This window comes from Peribacillus sp. FSL P2-0133, assembly GCF_037975445.1.
In the GTDB taxonomy this organism is placed as follows: Bacteria; Bacillota; Bacilli; order Bacillales; family DSM-1321; genus Peribacillus; species Peribacillus simplex_E.
In genome coordinates, this window is the sequence record NZ_CP150254.1 from 1,961,825 (window position 1) to 1,977,655 (window position 15,831).

Here is a 15,831-nt window from a genome sequence, read left to right on the forward strand (position 1 = left end):
ATGACGAATATAAATTAAACGAATGGAGCAGCAACTATTGAAAAGAATCATGTTTGTTGCTCCTTATTTTCTCAAGGGAGGATTAAAAAATGAACATAACAAGTACGTTTTCCGTGGCAGGACGTTGCTCTTCAACAGGAGCTTTAGGAGCTATTGTCACTTCCAGCAGCCCCGCTGTTGGGGCAAGATGTCCTTGGGTCAAATCAAATATAGGTGTCATCCTGACGCAAAATGTCACAGATCCCAGACTAGCGGACATAGGACTTTCAGCTTTGGAAAAAGGTTACAGCGCCCAAGCGTCAATTCGGACAATGGTTGCTGCCTCAGACTTTCCTGATTTTAGACAGCTGGCTGTTGTCGATGCCAACGGGGAATCAAGCGTGTTTACAGGTGAAAAAGCGCTTGGAGTACACGGGGACTATTATGCAGATAATGTTGCCAGCATAGGTAACCTGTTAAGCAATCCAGAAATCCCAAAAGCGATGGGCCAACATTTTCTTGAACGGAAGGACCTTTCTTTACCTGAGCGGTTAATTTCAGCTCTTGAACTCGGTTTTAACATGGGAGGGGAGCTTGATCAAGAACATTCTATTGCACTCTTGGTCTATCATCCGGATACTCCGTTTGCTTATGTAGATCTGCGTGTTGATTATAGCGATGATCCACTAAATGATTTGAAAAAACTATGGGAGATTTATAGTCCGCAAGCAGAAAATTATAAATCTAGGGCAATTGAGCCGGATCTCGCACCTTCCTATGGGGTAAAAGGTGACGAATAAAAGGTAACGCTAACCAGTTTGGAGTTCCTAGGGGAAAGGTGGCAGTGAACAGCTATGAAAATCAATATTGACCGATTATTGTCGGACATCAAGGAGTATGCTGAATACGGAAAAAATGATCAAGGAGGAGTGACAAGGCCCAGTTTTTCACAAGCCGATAATGAAGTGCGTGCACGGTTTATTAAGGAATTAGAGGATATGGATTTAAAGGTCACTATTGACGGGGCCGCTAATATTTGGGGAAGGCACAAGGGGAATGGAAAAAAACAAGGCAGTATTGTCATTGGTTCACACCTTGATTCCGTTCCGAATGGAGGCAAGTATGATGGCCCGTTAGGTGTTCTTATGGCGAAAGAAATTATTAAAACATTAATTGAAAATAACGTGATTCTTGACCATGACTTGGAAATCGTTTCATTTACGGCTGAAGAATCTAATGATTTTAACTTATCAACGTTCGGAAGCCGTTCTTTCGTCGGCCGATTGAAAATCGGGATGCTGAAAGATGTCTTTGATTCCACAGGTGCCCGGCTTAGTGATGAACTGATTAAAGCTGGGGGAGGCCTTGATAAATTCCCAATGATGAAGGAAATGGGAAAAGACAAAAGGGCTTTTATTGAACTGCACATTGAGCAGGGACAGCGATTGGAAAGTAAAAATATATCCATGGCGGTCATCAACAAAGTTGTCGGAACTTATCGAAGTAAAGTAAGGGTTATCGGGCAGTCTAATCACTCCGGTACGACAATGATGGAACATCGGAAGGATGCATTAACTGCTGTAGCTGAAATGATCCTAGAAGTGGAACGTCATTGCCAAGAAAGCAGCAGCAGTGTAGTTGGAACAGTCGGCAAATTGACTGTTTTTCCGAATGCGGCAAATATTATTCCAGGACGAGTTGATTTTATCTATGAAGTCAGAGGAGAAACAGAAGAGGGAATTCAACATAAGATCAACGTAATACAAGGCGCTTGGGAAGAAATCGCCAGGAAAAGAAAGGTGGACATTCAGCATCAGGTTTTTCTTGATCAAAAACCAGTTGTTTTAGATGAGGATATTGTTCATATATTGCTAAGCACGGCTCAGGAGATGGAAGAACCTTTTATGACGTTCCCCAGTATGGCAATACATGATGCAGCGCATATGGCAATGATTACAAAATCAGCCATGGTCTTCGTGAAAAGCATTGATGGGAAGAGTCATTGCCCAGAAGAATACAGTCTGCCTAAGGATATTGAAAAAGCCGGTAACTTAATTTTGCAGGGAATTATGAACATTGATCGGGAATTGACGTAGAATTCCACAGTTTATGAGTTCAAGTTTTTAAATAGTATAGCCAGCTTTACATGATGGCTCCAATTTTTCATGAAGGATATTTACATTTTTGAACAAATAAGCTCCTTGCTGTTTTTTTCTATTAGAAATATTGCTCCGTACGTTACCTTTTACGGAAAATGATAGAGTTTGCCCTCTATTTTTTAATTATGGGACAAGGTGGTATCAGCATGTTTAAGGAATAGCTTCCAGGACATTGGAATGATCATACCATCTGTCTTGCTTTAGAAGTTGGCCAATTTGAATAAAATGCTCCAATCAATCAGTGTGATGAATAATGGGTTCCCTGTATTTACCGGATATTGTCTTTCAGGTATTGTGGCAAATGAAGATCGCCTTAAAGGGTATGTAGAAAAAAGTGTAGGCATTTTTACCGAAGTAAATCCCCATATTGGATATGAGATTGCAGCACATATCGCGAAAGAAGCATCGAAAATGGAAAATCCGTTCGTGAATTTTGCTCTAACAGAGCAAGAACCAGATCTGATTTTAAACCCTTTCGAAATGACCTAACCGGGGATTGCTGGTGCTGCACTGTTAGATTTAGACTAATCCAGGATTGACATCCATTCATTTTCGAATGATTGCTAACTCTCAGCTGTTCCTATATTTGATGGATAGAGGAATTAACTTATGAAATAAGTATATTTGTAGGTTTATCGATCTTCTTAATTCATGAGAGTGCAAAACAATATGGAAATTTCATAATCGGATAAATAAGTATGGCTTTAGAGATTAAATAGAGTTAAATTCTATTATGGTAGCTTTTTAATTACAAAAGCCAATTTAAAAAAGTCAGGGGGATTGATTAATGGCATTTTTAACTGACAAACGCTCATTTTAACCGTTTAAGATTGTAAGCGCTATCAAATTTTAAAAAATTCTTAGATAGTGATCGAAACTTGGAGTTAAAAAGTATACGGGGAGTGAAAATGAGTGAAACAGGATAACAATGTGAATGTGGTAAAAACCCCTTCTAAATGGCTTGCTTTAATACCAATCGTGTTTATGGCATGTGCCCTGGCAATTGGAATTGGTGTTTATGGTGCTGATCCACATGTACCCCTTTTAATAAGTACGGTCGTTGCAGTGATCGTCGCTTTGAAGCTTGGTCATAATTGGCATTCAATTGAAGAACACTTAGTAAAAACAATTAGTGTATCAATCAAAGCCTTACTGATACTAGTGATAATCGGAGCCTTCATTGGAGCTTGGATGGCATCTGGAATTGTGCCATCAATGGTTTATTATGGATTAGGGGTTGTATCTCCAACGTATTTTCTTGTTACAGCCTGCATCATTTCTGTTCTTGTCAGCATCGCTGGAAATGCCTGGTTTGCTGCTGGTACGATTGGAGTCGCGTTAATGGGAATTGGGCATGGCTTGGGTGTTCCATTACCGATGGTTGCTGGTGCAGTCGTATCGGGTGTTTATTTTGGTGATAAGATGAGTCCTTTATCGGATGTGACGAACTTCACCTCGGCGGTTGTGGGTGTAGACCTTTTTGAACACATTAGGAACTTAATGAACACTACATTCCCCACACTTATTATATCGCTAATGTTGTATGCATTTCTCGGGTTTAAATTTCGTGGGGAAGGTGCAGATTTGTCACAGGCTGAAAAGATTCAAGGAATTCTTTCAGATCAATTTGTTATCTCGCCGTTTTTATTAATTCCGTTACTATTTATTGCGCTAATTTTCATTTTGAAGATACCGGCCATTCCTGGCTTGACTGTCGGGGTCCTTATTGGTGGAGCTTGTTCCCTATTTGTCCAAAAAACTTCGTTAGGTAATATGATTAACATCATGAATAATGGTTATACTGCCGAAACGGGTTACAAAGTCACGGATGAATTGTTAAACCAAGGTGGGATTCAAGATATGATGTATACGGTTTCTTTAATCCTTATTGCTCTATCATTTGGCGCTATTCTCGAAAAAGCGAAAATATTGGAAACTCTTCTTGGGTCGCTGCTTCGGAAAGTAAAACGGACAGGCAGTTTAATCACAGCGACTGCTGGTACGTGTATCGCTTCAAACATCGTAGGGTGTGACCAATTCATGTCCGTTATTATCCCTGGACGCATGTATTTGAATGAATATAAAAAACGGGGGCTGCATCCGAAATTGCTCGGACGTACATTGGAAGATTGCGGAACCGTGACAGCAAGTCTTATCCCATGGACCACTTGTGGTATTTTTATGTTTTCTGTTCTAGGTGTTTCTCCGATTGAATATGCTCCGTATGCATTCTTTTGCTATATTAGTACTTTTGTAGCTATCGCTTTTGGATATTTAAATATAAAAATTAACCGTTTAGAAGTAGAAGAACTAGTTGGAACAAGAGGTGACAATAAAGGTAAAGATCTCGAATCTTCTTTTCCAATGGAATAAAAATATAAAAAAACAACTAGATTGATTATTCAGATTATTGACAATAGTCTAAGTATGATATATATTTTATTTAAGGAATAATTCCTTATTTATTCTCAATATAAATTTTACTAGGTTAATAGTGAAAGTGTTTCATTTTAGGGATTTTAAATAGTTATTACATTGGGAGGTATGGAACATGGTTGTTTCTAAAACCGAGTCGAAAATCGAAAATTTAATTGAATTAGACAAAAAACATTATCTTCATCCAACGACTGTACCTAAATTGTTTATTGAAAATGGCCCGAAAATAATTTTTCAAGAAGGAAATGGGATCCGTGTAACAGACATTAAAGGTGATACATATATTGATGGCGCTTCCATGCTTTGGAATGTAAATTTAGGTCATGGAAACAAGGAACTTGCGCAGGCTTCATATGACCAGATGTCTACTCTTGCTTACAGTTCTTCATTCTATGGCTACTCAAATGAAAAAGCTGTTCGCTTGGCCGAAAAAGTAGTTTCCGTTGCACCTGGTGATTTAAGTGCTATCTTTTTCACATCCGGTGGGTCGGAATCAAACGATACGGCTTTTAAATTAGCACGTTTTTATTGGAATTTAAAAGGTCGTCCAACAAAGAAAAAAATCTTATCGATAAGCCGTAGTTACCATGGTGCAACGGTTTCTGCTGGAACAGCAACTGGCATAGATGCTTTCCATAGTTTTGCAGGTTCAAGAGATGCCGATATGGTGAGGGCAAAATCACATTTGACTAATTGTGAGCTTGGCGATAAAAATGATCCGAACTATGAAGGATGCATTCGTGATGTCATCGAAAAAGAAGGAGCAGAAACCATTGCTGCCCTTATCCTTGAACCAATTCAAGGTGCAGGAGGAGTTCACGTTTCACCTGATGGTTATTTAAAAGCAGTTAAAGCCTTGTGTGAAGAAAATGATATCCTGATGATTTCTGACGAAGTCATTTGTGGATTTGGCCGTACCGGAAAAATGTTCGGTGTCGATAACTGGGACGTTGTGCCTGATATCATGAGTGTAGCAAAAGGGATTACGAGCGGTTATGCCCAGCTTGGCGGCGTGTTGGTTAATAAAGAAATCAGAGATACAATCGTTCAATATGATCAAATTTTAGGTCATGGATTTACGTATAGCGGACATCCAACAGCATGTGCCGTTGGATTGAAAACGATTGAAATTCTCGAACGCGACAACATTCTTGAAAACGTTAACAAAATGGAGAAGGAGCTGAAGAAAGGGTTTGACTACTTAACGGATAAACACCGGTATTTCACGAAATCAAGAGCGGTCGGCTTGCTTGCCGGATTTGAGCTTCAGCAGGACCGTGACTTGGATGTACCATTTGCAGAATCAGTCAAACCAGCTTCGTTTGTTGTTGATCAGTGCTTCAAACGCAAATTGATTTTAAGAGCTGCAGACTTTGAAAAGGGCAAGGATATTGTTGCCATTGCTCCGCCGCTTATCATTAATAAACAAGAAATTTCGGAAATGATCAATATCATCGATACAGCTGTGACTGAATTTAATAAAACCATTAAATAAATGATTGGATTCATAGAACATGCTAGAGAGCTTGAAGGCTTAGCGGCTCGATCTCTGGCATGTTTATTTTTAGAATGGAGGAACCAAGAATGGCGAACCAAACACTTGAAATGAGCAATAAGGTGAGGGAGTTTTTAAAAGGTACGAAAAAGTTGTACATCGATGGAAAATTTGTGGAATCGTGTTCTTCAAAAACATTTGAAACAATTAATCCAGTTACTGAAGAAATATTGGCAACAGTCTATGAAGCGGAAGAAAAAGATATAGATTTGGCAGTTAAGGCAGCAAGGAAAGCATTTGATGTAGGACCATGGTCAAAGATGAGTGCCGCTGAAAGAGCAAAACTCATCTTGAAATTAGCTGACCTTATTGAAAAACATCAAGAAGAGCTGGCACAATTAGATACTTTGGACAATGGAAAGCCAATAAATGAAACACGGGCCGTCGATGTACCAGGTACGATTGAAACGTTCCGGTATTTTGCTGGTTGGGCGACAAAGAATATGGGGCAAACAATTCCTGTTTCCGGTCCATTCTTAAATTATACCCGACACGAACCAGTCGGAGTGGTTGGACAAATTATCCCTTGGAACTACCCTATTAATATGGTCTCATGGAAAGTGGCTCCGGCTTTAGCAGCAGGCTGTACGGTTGTTTTGAAGCCCGCTGAACAGACTCCGTTATCGGCACTTTATTTTGCTGAACTTGTTGAAAAAGCAGGGTTTCCTGCAGGTGTTGTTAACATTGTTCCTGGATTCGGTGCGAAAGCCGGTCATGCAATAGTGGATCACCCAGATGTAAATAAAGTTTCGTTTACCGGCTCGACGCCTATCGGGAAGCAAATAATGAAACAAGCCGCAGATTCAATGAAACGGTTGACGCTGGAGCTTGGGGGGAAGTCGCCTAATATCATACTCCCGGATGCGGACCTTTCAAAAGCGATTCCCGGAGTGTTCAACGGCATTATGTTCAACCAAGGGGAAGTTTGCAGTGCTGGGTCGAGAGTATACGTTCATAAGGATCAATTCGATGAAGTCGTTTCCGGTATGGTTTCCCTAGCTAAAAACGTTAAGCTTGGAAATGGATTGGATACAGATACAACGATGGGGCCTCTTGTTTCTAAAAAACAGCAAGACCGCGTGTTTGAATTTATTAACATTGGTAAAGAAGAAGGAGCAAAGGCAGTAACAGGCGGAAGAAAATCGGATAAAGGTTTCTTTGTTGAGCCGACTATTTTTATTGATGTAGAAGAGGATATGACGATTGCAAAAGAGGAAATCTTCGGACCAGTCGTCGTTGTCATGCCTTACAATACGGTGGAAGAAGTAATAGAACGTGCGAATAACTCTCCTTACGGTTTAGGTGCGGGTATCTGGACAGAGAACGTGAAAATGGCACATACAGTTGCTAATCAATTAAAATCAGGAAATATATGGATTAATTGTTATGATGTAATAGATCCAGCCTCTCCTTTTGGGGGATATAAACAGTCTGGATTTGGTAGAGATTTAAGTGCCTATGCTTTAGAAAGTTATACCGAGGTGAAGAGTGTTTGGGTAAATTTGGAGTAAACATAATAAGTTGTGAAATCACGTATCAAGCCGTATTTAAATATTTCTATCGATAAGAATAAAGATATAAAAGAAAACCAGTTTACAGATTTGTTTTTTGCCTGAAGATCTATATTTACAGTCATCGGTTTTTTAGAAAAAAAACTAAAGGAAAAATCGCTTATTGCGAAGAACTATTATGACAACAAAGGCGCCGGAGCTAGTGGAATTCTGGCTCCGGCTTTATTTCATAATATAGAGATGAACTGATCTGCCGAGGGGGGAAACCTCAGTTATTATTTTGGCAGCCAGCTGCTCATATACGCATCATCTTCAATAGCGTGTGCTTCTTTTACGATATACAGCGGACGGAATGTATCGACCATGACTGCTAATTCACGCGTTTCTTTTTTACCGATACTTGCTTCAATTTTACCTGGATGCGGTCCATGAGGTAAGCCGCTTGGATGAAGGGTAATAGATCCGGTTTCAATGCCGCGGCGGCTCATGAAGTCTCCGTCCACATAATATAGCACTTCATCACTTTCCACATTGCTGTGGACATAAGGAGCAGGGATGGCTTCCGGATGATAGTCATACATACGTGGTACAAATGAACATACAACATAATTATGTGCTTCAAACGTCTGATGTACTGGCGGTGGCTGATGAACACGTCCGGTTATTGGTTCAAAATCATGAATGCTGAACGCATAAGGGAAGAGGTAACCATCCCATCCAACCGCATCAAGCGGATGAAAATCATACGTATAGGAAGTGATCATGCCTTGTGCCCGCACTCTGATTTCATATTCCCCTTTTTCATCTTTAGGCTCCAATTTTTCTGGTGTCCGGAAATCACGCTCGCAATAAGGTGAGTGCTCAAGAAGTTGGCCAAACTCATTACGATAGCGTTTTGGTGGTACAATTGATGAACTCGATTCAAGGATGAAAAAGCGAGCTTCTTCTGATTCCAAGACGACGCGATAAGTGGTGCCAATCGGAATGATGAGATAGTCACCTGGCCAAAAGCTTAGTTCACCGAAAATACTTTCGATTTTGCCTCTTCCTTCATGGACAAACAACATTTCATCACCTTCACCGTTTCGATAAAAGTAATCCATTTGCTGGTTAGGGCGAGCAACGCCAAGTGCAACATCATCGTTTGCCATGAAAATTTTGCGAGCTTCAAGAAAATCGCCGCCAACTTCCGTATTCCATGTCCGGAAATGACGATGTTTTAATGCATCTTTTTCTTCATATTCATAACGAACATCACGAATTTTTTGTGCTTTTTTTACTTGTGTTGGTTGATTGATATGATAAATGAGTGACTGAATACTCGAGAAACCTTTCGTACCCATCAATTGCTCATAATATAGGTTTCCGTCCTCCTGGCGAAACTGAGTATGACGTTTATGGGGAATGCGGCCCATTTTAACATAATGTGTCATTGCCTAAACTCCTTCCATTAGCATATTAGTTGCTACATCTTCACTTTTTGAGTACCTAAAATCTTTGCCTCCGAAAGGGCCGGTAAAACTTGACCGCTTACTTCTCCAAATCCAATTCGGTACCCATCTCCTTGACACCACCCGCTGATAGTCAACTTGTCCCCATCTTCAATCCAGCTTCGTTCAAGGCCGTCGTTAAGTTGAAGCGGTTCTGTGCCGCGCCAAGAAAGTTCAAGGAGGCTGCCTCGTTCTTCACGTCTTGGACCGCTGATAGTTCCAGATCCATGCATGTCACCAGGACGTATATTACAGCCTGTAATGGTGTGGTGAGCCACTTGCTGAGCGATTGACCAATACATATAGCTAAAGTTGGTATTCGTAATTCTGGTTGCTTGTTCTGTATTTTCTGGTGTCAAATGAACTTCAAGGTTAATATTAAATGCCCCATCTTTTGTTTGCTGCAAGTAGGGAAACGGCTCTGGATCCTGTTGCGGTCCAGCAGTACGGAAAGGTTCCAGCGCTTCTAGCGGCACAACCCATGGGGAAATGGATGTTGCAAAGTTTTTTGAAAGAAAAGGGCCGAGAGGCTGGTACTCCCATGCTTGGATATCACGTGCACTCCAGTCATTTAAGAGAACGAGCCCGAAAACATGATCTTCAGCCTGATTAACTGGAATTGGTTCTCCAAAAGGGTTGCCAGGTCCAATAAACCAGCCCATTTCAAGTTCGAAATCAAGCTGTATAGATGGACCGAATACTGGATAATCTGCATCCTTTGGTTTGCGTTGTCCCGAAGGGCGACGCACATGGGTACCACTTGGAACGATGGAACTGGCCCGTCCATGGTAACCAATCGGCAAGTGTGTCCAGTTTGACATGAGGGCATTGTCTTTCCCTCTGAAAATTGAACCCACATTGGTCGCATGCTCTCTAGAGGCATAGAAATCTGTATAGTCTCCAATATTTGCAGGAAGAAGCATCTCTACATCTGTCAATGGGTGAAACGCTTTCAAACGAAGCTCTTCATTATCTCGTAAATCAGGCGTTTTCGAATCCAAAAGGTATTGAAGTTTGTTACGTACAGCAGTCCAGACCGGACGGCCAAGTGACATAAATTGATTAAGCGAGGAAGAGGAAAAAACTTTTTTTTCTTCTGCACCGGTCCCACTTAGCAATCCAACTTCATCGATTACAGATAAATCAAGAACATAATCACCGATGGCTGTACCGGCACGAGGGCTTTGACCTTTTTTTTGGAAAATGCCGTATGGCAAGTTTTGAATTGGAAAATGTGACTCTGGCGTTGTCTCAATAAAGGAATGTTTCATCGTATTGCCTCCCCATGAAAAATAGTAAGCTCTCCTAGTTCTTCCCGAGGCTCATTAAAGCTGCAGCTTCCATATGAAGCTGCAAAGAAACTGCGCGCTTTGATGATATCGGCCGAACTGACAGTAAAATCGCGCCAGGAAAGCGAGTCTGTTGTAAATGAAAAATTTGTTGGGTCTTCATCAAGCAAAATGGCTTGAATGGTTGCTGTATTGACAGAACGGCTATATGCCATAATAGAAGCGGTAAATACGTTAACAAAACCATGCATGCGTGTTTCCACTTCTGTTCGGTACTGGCGTATCGGATGGTGCAGTCCAGCAGTGAATTTAAGTGGCAGTTCTCGTTTCTGGCATTCGTGAATAACGAATGCTGCTTGATTGACAGAAGGAAACAAATTAGCCGTGATCCCACCCATGCGCATTTTGATACCTATACGTTTCGGAGATTTTTGGTTAATCGAATGGATAGTATCCAATGTGTTTAGAAGTTGATCATTCGTTCCTGTCATTTCACAATAAATGGGATAATTCCCTGTTCGTTTTTCTAGATTCTCTAAGAAGGAAGGATTAATCTGTGGTGGAAGCGGGAACTCGATTGCTTCTATCGCTCCCGCGGTTTTATATGTTTCTAAAAAAAGTTGAATAGCTTCCAATTCGGTTGGAATTTCTTCGGATTTCGTTAAAATTACAGATAACCTAAGTGGATATTGATCATTAAACTGGGCTTTAAATTGTTTAAGTTCACCCAATCGTGAAGCAGGAATTACAAACGGGCCGAGCATCCAGCTGTCCGAATCATGGATGTATGCATGAAAATTTGAAATAGCTTCTGGAAGCGGAAGCGCGGCCGGTGGAAATAGACCTGCATAATCAATGAGTTCAGTCATAAAATGACTGACCGCTTCTTCCCTCCACTTAACATTTACTTTAGTTAACAACAACCTCACACCTCCTATTAAAGGAGGCCATACCGCGAGAGACAACGGTATGACCGTTCCAAATCAAATATTTCCGCGAAGTTCTTGCTCGCGTTCAATCGATTCAAACAATGCTTTAAAGTTTCCATCGCCGAATCCAAGTGCACCTTTACGCTGAATGACTTCGATAAACAGCGTCGGACGATCAACAAGTGGTTTAGTAAAGATTTGTAGCAAGTAGCCTTCATCATCACGATCTACCAAAATATTAAGTTCTTGAAGTCGTTTCACATCTTCATCAATATCTCCTACCCGATTGGCGAGTTCTTTATAATAAGTCTCAGGGGTATTTAAAAATTCCACACCATTTTCTTTGAGAGCCGCCACGGTGCCGATGATATCGTTTGTCAACAGGGCAAGATGCTGAACGCCTGGTCCATTATAGTAATCTAGGTATTCTTGAATTTGAGACTTGCGCTTTCCTTCCGCAGGCTCATTAATTGGGAACTTTATTCGTCCTGTTCCATTCATCATGACTTTTGACATTAGAGCAGAGTACTCGGTCGAAATGTCTTCATCATCAAAATGCTTCAGAACTGTAAAACCGAATGCATTTTCATAATAGTTTGTCCATTCTTCCATAACCTCCACATTGCCGACAAGGTGGTCAACACCAATTAAGCCGGTTGGTTGAGAAGCAAGGGTGTTCTCGCGAGATTCAAACCCTGGCATAAATACGCCTTTATAATCGATTGGTTCAACAAGCGTATGAATTGTATCCCCATATGTACCTAGAATCGCTTTTTTCACCTTGCCGTTTTCATCTTCTTCCACCCATGGTTCCCGAAGAGCGATGCCACCTCTTTCAATCGCACCCGCATATGTTTTTTCCAGATCTTTTACGAGGAGGGCAATATCTTTTACACCCTCGCCATGAAGTTTAATAAACTCGGCAACGTCAGTATTGTCTGATAGGGTGCCTGTTAAAATCAATCGGATAGCGCCCTGTTCCATCACGTAAGATACACGGTCACGGGAACCTGTTTCTAATCCTTTATATGCTACAAGTTTGAAACCGAAAGATTTTGCATAGTAATAAGCTGCCTGCTTTGCGTTTCCTGTATAGATTTCTACGTAATGAACACTCTTTACCGGGAACAATTCTTCTTTTTTTACTTTAGGTGATGCTACCATTTTTTCGGCCATTTTAACCTCTCCTTTTTCATCTTAAATTTCTAACAAACAGAATTTTCGAAATTTAGTTTCTGTAATGTTTCACATCTTAATCTATAAAAATCCAACGCGCAAATATGTGTTTTAACGCGTTTAGTTTTTATGGCAACAGTCTTTTAAACCGTTAAAGCGAATATGCGTTTGAGTGTACTCTTGCAAGCTTTTGGTTATTCCAATTAAAATGTTGGCAACAAAAAACGAAGGGGAGTTAACCATGAAAATAAACGTAAAGTTCTGTCCATGTAATTTCGAAGACGAGTTGGAAACAATAAAAGGAAAATTAATTGAGTGCAGCGATGTGGAGGTTATTGAGGATAAGTGCTTGTTATATTGTGGTCAATGTTTGATTGACCCATTTGCACTTATAAATGGTGAAAATATTGTTGCGGACGATCCTGATGAACTTTATAAAAAAATTAATCAATATATGGCTAACATTAAACTGGGGGAAACCGTGTAAAAACGAAGAATAAGAAAATGATAATTGATAGATGTTTTGATAGAGAATTATATATTTAGGGTTGTTACCACCCGGAAACTTGAGGACTTCAGAAGGGATCTACATATGATAAAATATAAGTAAGCCCTACTCCCAATTGCATGATAGTAGGGCTTTATTTTTATTCTGAAGGGAAATTAATTATGACTGCATTAATTGGTAAAAAGTTTAAAAATGGTGTTTTTATTATGGCTGATAAAAGAATAACCTATAGAGGAACTGAAAACTTTAGTGATGATGAAAAAAAAGTAATAGCATTAAATCAAAATGTGATCTTTGCATTTGCGGGTGTTAAAAATATCATCGATACATGTATAGAAGAATTAAAAATGTTTTCTCTTGGAACAAGTTCAATTGAAGAAATCGAGGCTCAATCACAAAAATTTTTTAGAAATTCATTAGAGATGTTCAAGAAGTTATATCCCGAACAGGAATATGCAACTATATATATTTTGGCAGGGTTTACAGCTGATGGTATACCCCGTGTCACTTACTTCTCTTCAGATGATGATTTTCAAAAGGGCAATCCTCTCGATTTTTTTTATAAAACGTTTCCTAATACAGAAATGATGTATCTTCGGAATTATTTAATAAATGAAGTGGATGACACCAGAACAGATATGAATTATTTTATCATTAAATTTTCTTCAGCCATCCGGCAGATAAACAATGAAAAGGTTAGTAAGGATACGTATTCTTTATTTTTAACCCAAAATGGCTTATTTGAGATAGACGTTGATGAGGACGGAATTATTAAGATTGACCAAAAGAATCTTGATTGTTAAAAGAAAGAGACATGCTGCTCCCCGCAGACTCTTTTATGTGGAGAATCGAGAAAACTATTTAACTTTAACGCGGTGAAAGATAGCTGTTTTGCAGAATGTCCGCTTTAATGTATAAGCTTGCAGGAGTGGGAAACTTATAATAATATTTAGAAAAATTGTGAAATTAGTGAGGGAATTGCTCTAATTACACTATTTTCACAGTGAAGGGTAGGTGGAACTAAAAAACGAGTATATGTTATGATGCTGCCAATATAAATATCACACTATAGTCAAAAACAACAAATTGATTTATGATGAGGTAGACATATATTTTTTTGTATACATTATCTGAAAATTATGACTATGGATGTGGTAAAAATGAAGTTAAAAACAGTACAATCGCAAACTCTTCAAAATCAAGTATATGAATATTTACATGAACAAATTGTAAGCGGGAACATACCACCTGGACAACGAATTGTGGAAGGAAAAGTTTCTCAGGAAACGGGTGTCAGTAGAAGTCCAATCCGAGAAGCGATCCGCAGGTTAAACAGTGAAGGATTAGTATCCGTCAGTCCAAGAGGCGGAGTAAGAGTGTACCGCGCAACCTTTTCAGATTTTAAATATCTTTACGAATGCCGGTTAAGCCTGGAACCTACAGCTGCTTTTTATGCCGCTTCACGTATGAATGAAAAACAGCGTAAACAATTGTCAGATTCAGTTGATAAAATGAACCTCATGGTTGATAAGAAAGAGCTTGAAAAATTAAAGGTCCTAAGCAGCCAATTTCACTACCTGATTGTGGAGGCCAGTGGTAATCCTTATTTGATGAAAATGATGAATCAGTTAAATTCCTTAATTTCTTTTTATCGAAATGCTGTATTGAATATCCCTAAGAGAATAGAAGAGGGTGCCGATGAACATAAAGCGATATGGAATGCTATAAAAAATAAGGATGGGAAAGCTGCAGAGGAGTTAATGAAGGCACATATTCAACGTGATTATCAATTTTATGTTTCCATGTACTCAGGTGTTAAGGATGAGGAATATTAATTAAAGGAGAGTGAAAAATGATTTTTCCAGAAAAACTTAAAATTCGAGATGTTACATTGAGAGATGGTCTGCAAAATGAACCTGTTTTTGTAGAAACCGATCAAAAGATAAATAAAATTAAAAATTTAATTGAAGCAGGATTTGATCGCTTGGAAGTCACGTCCTTTGTACATCCAAAGTGGGTTCCTGCGATGCAAGATGCGGATGAATTAGGACAAAATCTGCCAATGACTCGTGGAGTAGAATATGAAGCTTTGGTCCCCAATAGACGGGGATTAGACAGGTTCCTAAATTCAAAGATACACAATGCTCTTTTTTTCCTTTCTGCGAGCACACAACATAACCAGGCAAATTTAAATAAGAGTTCTAACGAGTCTTTAATTGAAATAAAAGATTTAATTGAAGAAACCACTAAGGAGGGTAGAAAAACAATTGGTGCAATTTCAACCGCATTTGTTTGTCCGTTTGCTGGGATCGTACCATACTCTGAGGTGGAAAGGATTGCAGAGTTCCTGGTTAATAATGGGGTTTGTGAATTAGGCCTGGGAGATACAATCGGCAAAGCAACACCGAGACAGGTATATGAATACTGTAGCCGTTTAGCAGAGAAATTTCCGGACATTCCTATTGGACTTCATTTGCATGATACATATGGATACGGTTTGGCAAATGTTATGGCTGGGATACAGGCTGGTGTTCATTTAGTTGATGTAGCCCAAGCCGGACTAGGAGGATGTCCATATGCTCCTGGGTCTCCAGGGAATATTCAGGCAAGTCGTGTAGTGGAATTTTTAGAAAAACAGAATATCAAAACAGGTTTGGATCTGGAACAGGTAAAGGACTTAGATAAAGCATTCCCTGAGCTGTTGAATAATGCTAGAAATTTTAAAAAAACTGTATAAATTGATTAGGAATGGAAAGAGCCCAGTAGTAAAATGTATACGTTATTAGAATATTCAGTTAA

The 15,831-nt window shown here is 39.6% G+C and carries 13 protein-coding genes and 1 pseudogene; 10 read left to right on the forward strand and 4 right to left on the reverse strand.

The genetic code is table 11. From position 1 onward, the window contains the following. Positions 1-89 precede the first annotated feature (89 nt). The 6 genes and pseudogenes from MKY17_RS09515 (at position 90) to MKY17_RS09540 (ending at position 7,640) form a co-directional block, all read left to right on the forward strand. A complete protein-coding gene (locus MKY17_RS09515) occupies positions 90-779 on the forward strand; it encodes a DUF1028 domain-containing protein (RefSeq protein ID WP_098372769.1) in 690 nt (229 codons plus the stop codon). Between the two features lie 54 nt (positions 780-833). Beyond that, on the forward strand, positions 834-2,075 hold the full coding sequence (locus MKY17_RS09520) for a M20 family metallo-hydrolase (RefSeq protein WP_339201751.1): 1,242 nt from the start codon (positions 834-836) through the stop codon (positions 2,073-2,075). Between the two features lie 239 nt (positions 2,076-2,314). Then, a pseudogene (gene aspA, locus MKY17_RS09525) lies at positions 2,315-2,627 on the forward strand (aspartate ammonia-lyase); the annotation flags it as partial. 423 nt (positions 2,628-3,050) lie between these two features. Then, positions 3,051-4,511 (forward strand): Na+/H+ antiporter NhaC, encoded by a 1,461-nt coding sequence (gene nhaC / locus MKY17_RS09530; protein WP_098372771.1) that lies wholly within the window; start codon positions 3,051-3,053, stop codon positions 4,509-4,511. A gap of 178 nt (positions 4,512-4,689) precedes the next feature. Beyond that, positions 4,690-6,069 carry an aspartate aminotransferase family protein gene (locus MKY17_RS09535; protein ID WP_098372772.1) on the forward strand — a complete coding sequence of 460 codons (1,380 nt, stop codon included), beginning with the start codon at positions 4,690-4,692 and terminating at the stop codon, positions 6,067-6,069. A gap of 89 nt (positions 6,070-6,158) precedes the next feature. Next, the gene (locus tag MKY17_RS09540) at positions 6,159-7,640 is read left to right on the forward strand and encodes an aldehyde dehydrogenase family protein (RefSeq protein ID WP_098372773.1); all 1,482 of its coding nucleotides are present in this window, start codon (positions 6,159-6,161) and stop codon (positions 7,638-7,640) included. A gap of 275 nt (positions 7,641-7,915) precedes the next feature. Here MKY17_RS09540 and MKY17_RS09545 read toward each other — a convergent pair whose 3' ends face one another. The 4 genes from MKY17_RS09545 to hppD form a co-directional block, all read right to left on the reverse strand. Further along, positions 7,916-9,073, reverse strand: a complete 1,158-nt coding sequence (locus MKY17_RS09545) for a homogentisate 1,2-dioxygenase (protein WP_098372774.1) — start codon at positions 9,071-9,073, stop codon at positions 7,916-7,918. A 32-nt stretch (positions 9,074-9,105) separates the two neighbouring features. After that, positions 9,106-10,401, reverse strand: a complete 1,296-nt coding sequence (gene fahA / locus MKY17_RS09550) for a fumarylacetoacetase (protein ID WP_098372775.1) — start codon at positions 10,399-10,401, stop codon at positions 9,106-9,108. Further along, the gene (locus MKY17_RS09555) at positions 10,398-11,339 is read right to left on the reverse strand and encodes a hypothetical protein (protein WP_142323995.1); all 942 of its coding nucleotides are present in this window, start codon (positions 11,337-11,339) and stop codon (positions 10,398-10,400) included. The genes fahA and MKY17_RS09555 overlap by 4 nt, the downstream gene beginning before the upstream one ends. A gap of 63 nt (positions 11,340-11,402) precedes the next feature. After that, positions 11,403-12,524 carry a 4-hydroxyphenylpyruvate dioxygenase gene (hppD, locus tag MKY17_RS09560; RefSeq protein ID WP_098372777.1) on the reverse strand — a complete coding sequence of 374 codons (1,122 nt, stop codon included), beginning with the start codon at positions 12,522-12,524 and terminating at the stop codon, positions 11,403-11,405. A 241-nt stretch (positions 12,525-12,765) separates the two neighbouring features. Between hppD and MKY17_RS09565 the strand changes: the two genes are divergently transcribed. From MKY17_RS09565 to MKY17_RS09580, 4 genes are all read left to right on the forward strand, one after another. Continuing rightward, the gene (locus MKY17_RS09565; protein ID WP_179891145.1) at positions 12,766-13,011 is read left to right on the forward strand and encodes a DUF1450 domain-containing protein; all 246 of its coding nucleotides are present in this window, start codon (positions 12,766-12,768) and stop codon (positions 13,009-13,011) included. Positions 13,012-13,193: 182 nt separating this feature from the next. Further along, the gene (locus tag MKY17_RS09570) at positions 13,194-13,835 is read left to right on the forward strand and encodes a hypothetical protein (RefSeq protein WP_339201753.1); all 642 of its coding nucleotides are present in this window, start codon (positions 13,194-13,196) and stop codon (positions 13,833-13,835) included. A gap of 357 nt (positions 13,836-14,192) precedes the next feature. Next, positions 14,193-14,867, forward strand: coding sequence for a GntR family transcriptional regulator (locus MKY17_RS09575; RefSeq protein WP_098372780.1), 675 nt, complete (start codon positions 14,193-14,195; stop codon positions 14,865-14,867). Between the two features lie 17 nt (positions 14,868-14,884). Then, positions 14,885-15,769 carry a hydroxymethylglutaryl-CoA lyase gene (locus MKY17_RS09580; RefSeq protein ID WP_098372781.1) on the forward strand — a complete coding sequence of 295 codons (885 nt, stop codon included), beginning with the start codon at positions 14,885-14,887 and terminating at the stop codon, positions 15,767-15,769. The last annotated feature ends 62 nt before the right edge of the window (positions 15,770-15,831 follow it).

Coding starts and splice junctions, on each gene's coding strand:
- hppD (WP_098372777.1), bottom strand. CDS start 12,524: ATGGCCGAAAAAATGGTAGCATCACCTAAAGTAAAAAAAGAAGAATTG.
- MKY17_RS09580 (WP_098372781.1), top strand. CDS start 14,885: ATGATTTTTCCAGAAAAACTTAAAATTCGAGATGTTACATTGAGAGAT.
- fahA (WP_098372775.1), bottom strand. CDS start 10,401: ATGAAACATTCCTTTATTGAGACAACGCCAGAGTCACATTTTCCAATT.
- MKY17_RS09540 (WP_098372773.1), top strand. CDS start 6,159: ATGGCGAACCAAACACTTGAAATGAGCAATAAGGTGAGGGAGTTTTTA.
- MKY17_RS09575 (WP_098372780.1), top strand. CDS start 14,193: ATGAAGTTAAAAACAGTACAATCGCAAACTCTTCAAAATCAAGTATAT.
- MKY17_RS09570 (WP_339201753.1), top strand. CDS start 13,194: ATGACTGCATTAATTGGTAAAAAGTTTAAAAATGGTGTTTTTATTATG.
- MKY17_RS09535 (WP_098372772.1), top strand. CDS start 4,690: ATGGTTGTTTCTAAAACCGAGTCGAAAATCGAAAATTTAATTGAATTA.
- MKY17_RS09565 (WP_179891145.1), top strand. CDS start 12,766: ATGAAAATAAACGTAAAGTTCTGTCCATGTAATTTCGAAGACGAGTTG.
- MKY17_RS09545 (WP_098372774.1), bottom strand. CDS start 9,073: ATGACACATTATGTTAAAATGGGCCGCATTCCCCATAAACGTCATACT.
- MKY17_RS09515 (WP_098372769.1), top strand. CDS start 90: ATGAACATAACAAGTACGTTTTCCGTGGCAGGACGTTGCTCTTCAACA.
- MKY17_RS09520 (WP_339201751.1), top strand. CDS start 834: ATGAAAATCAATATTGACCGATTATTGTCGGACATCAAGGAGTATGCT.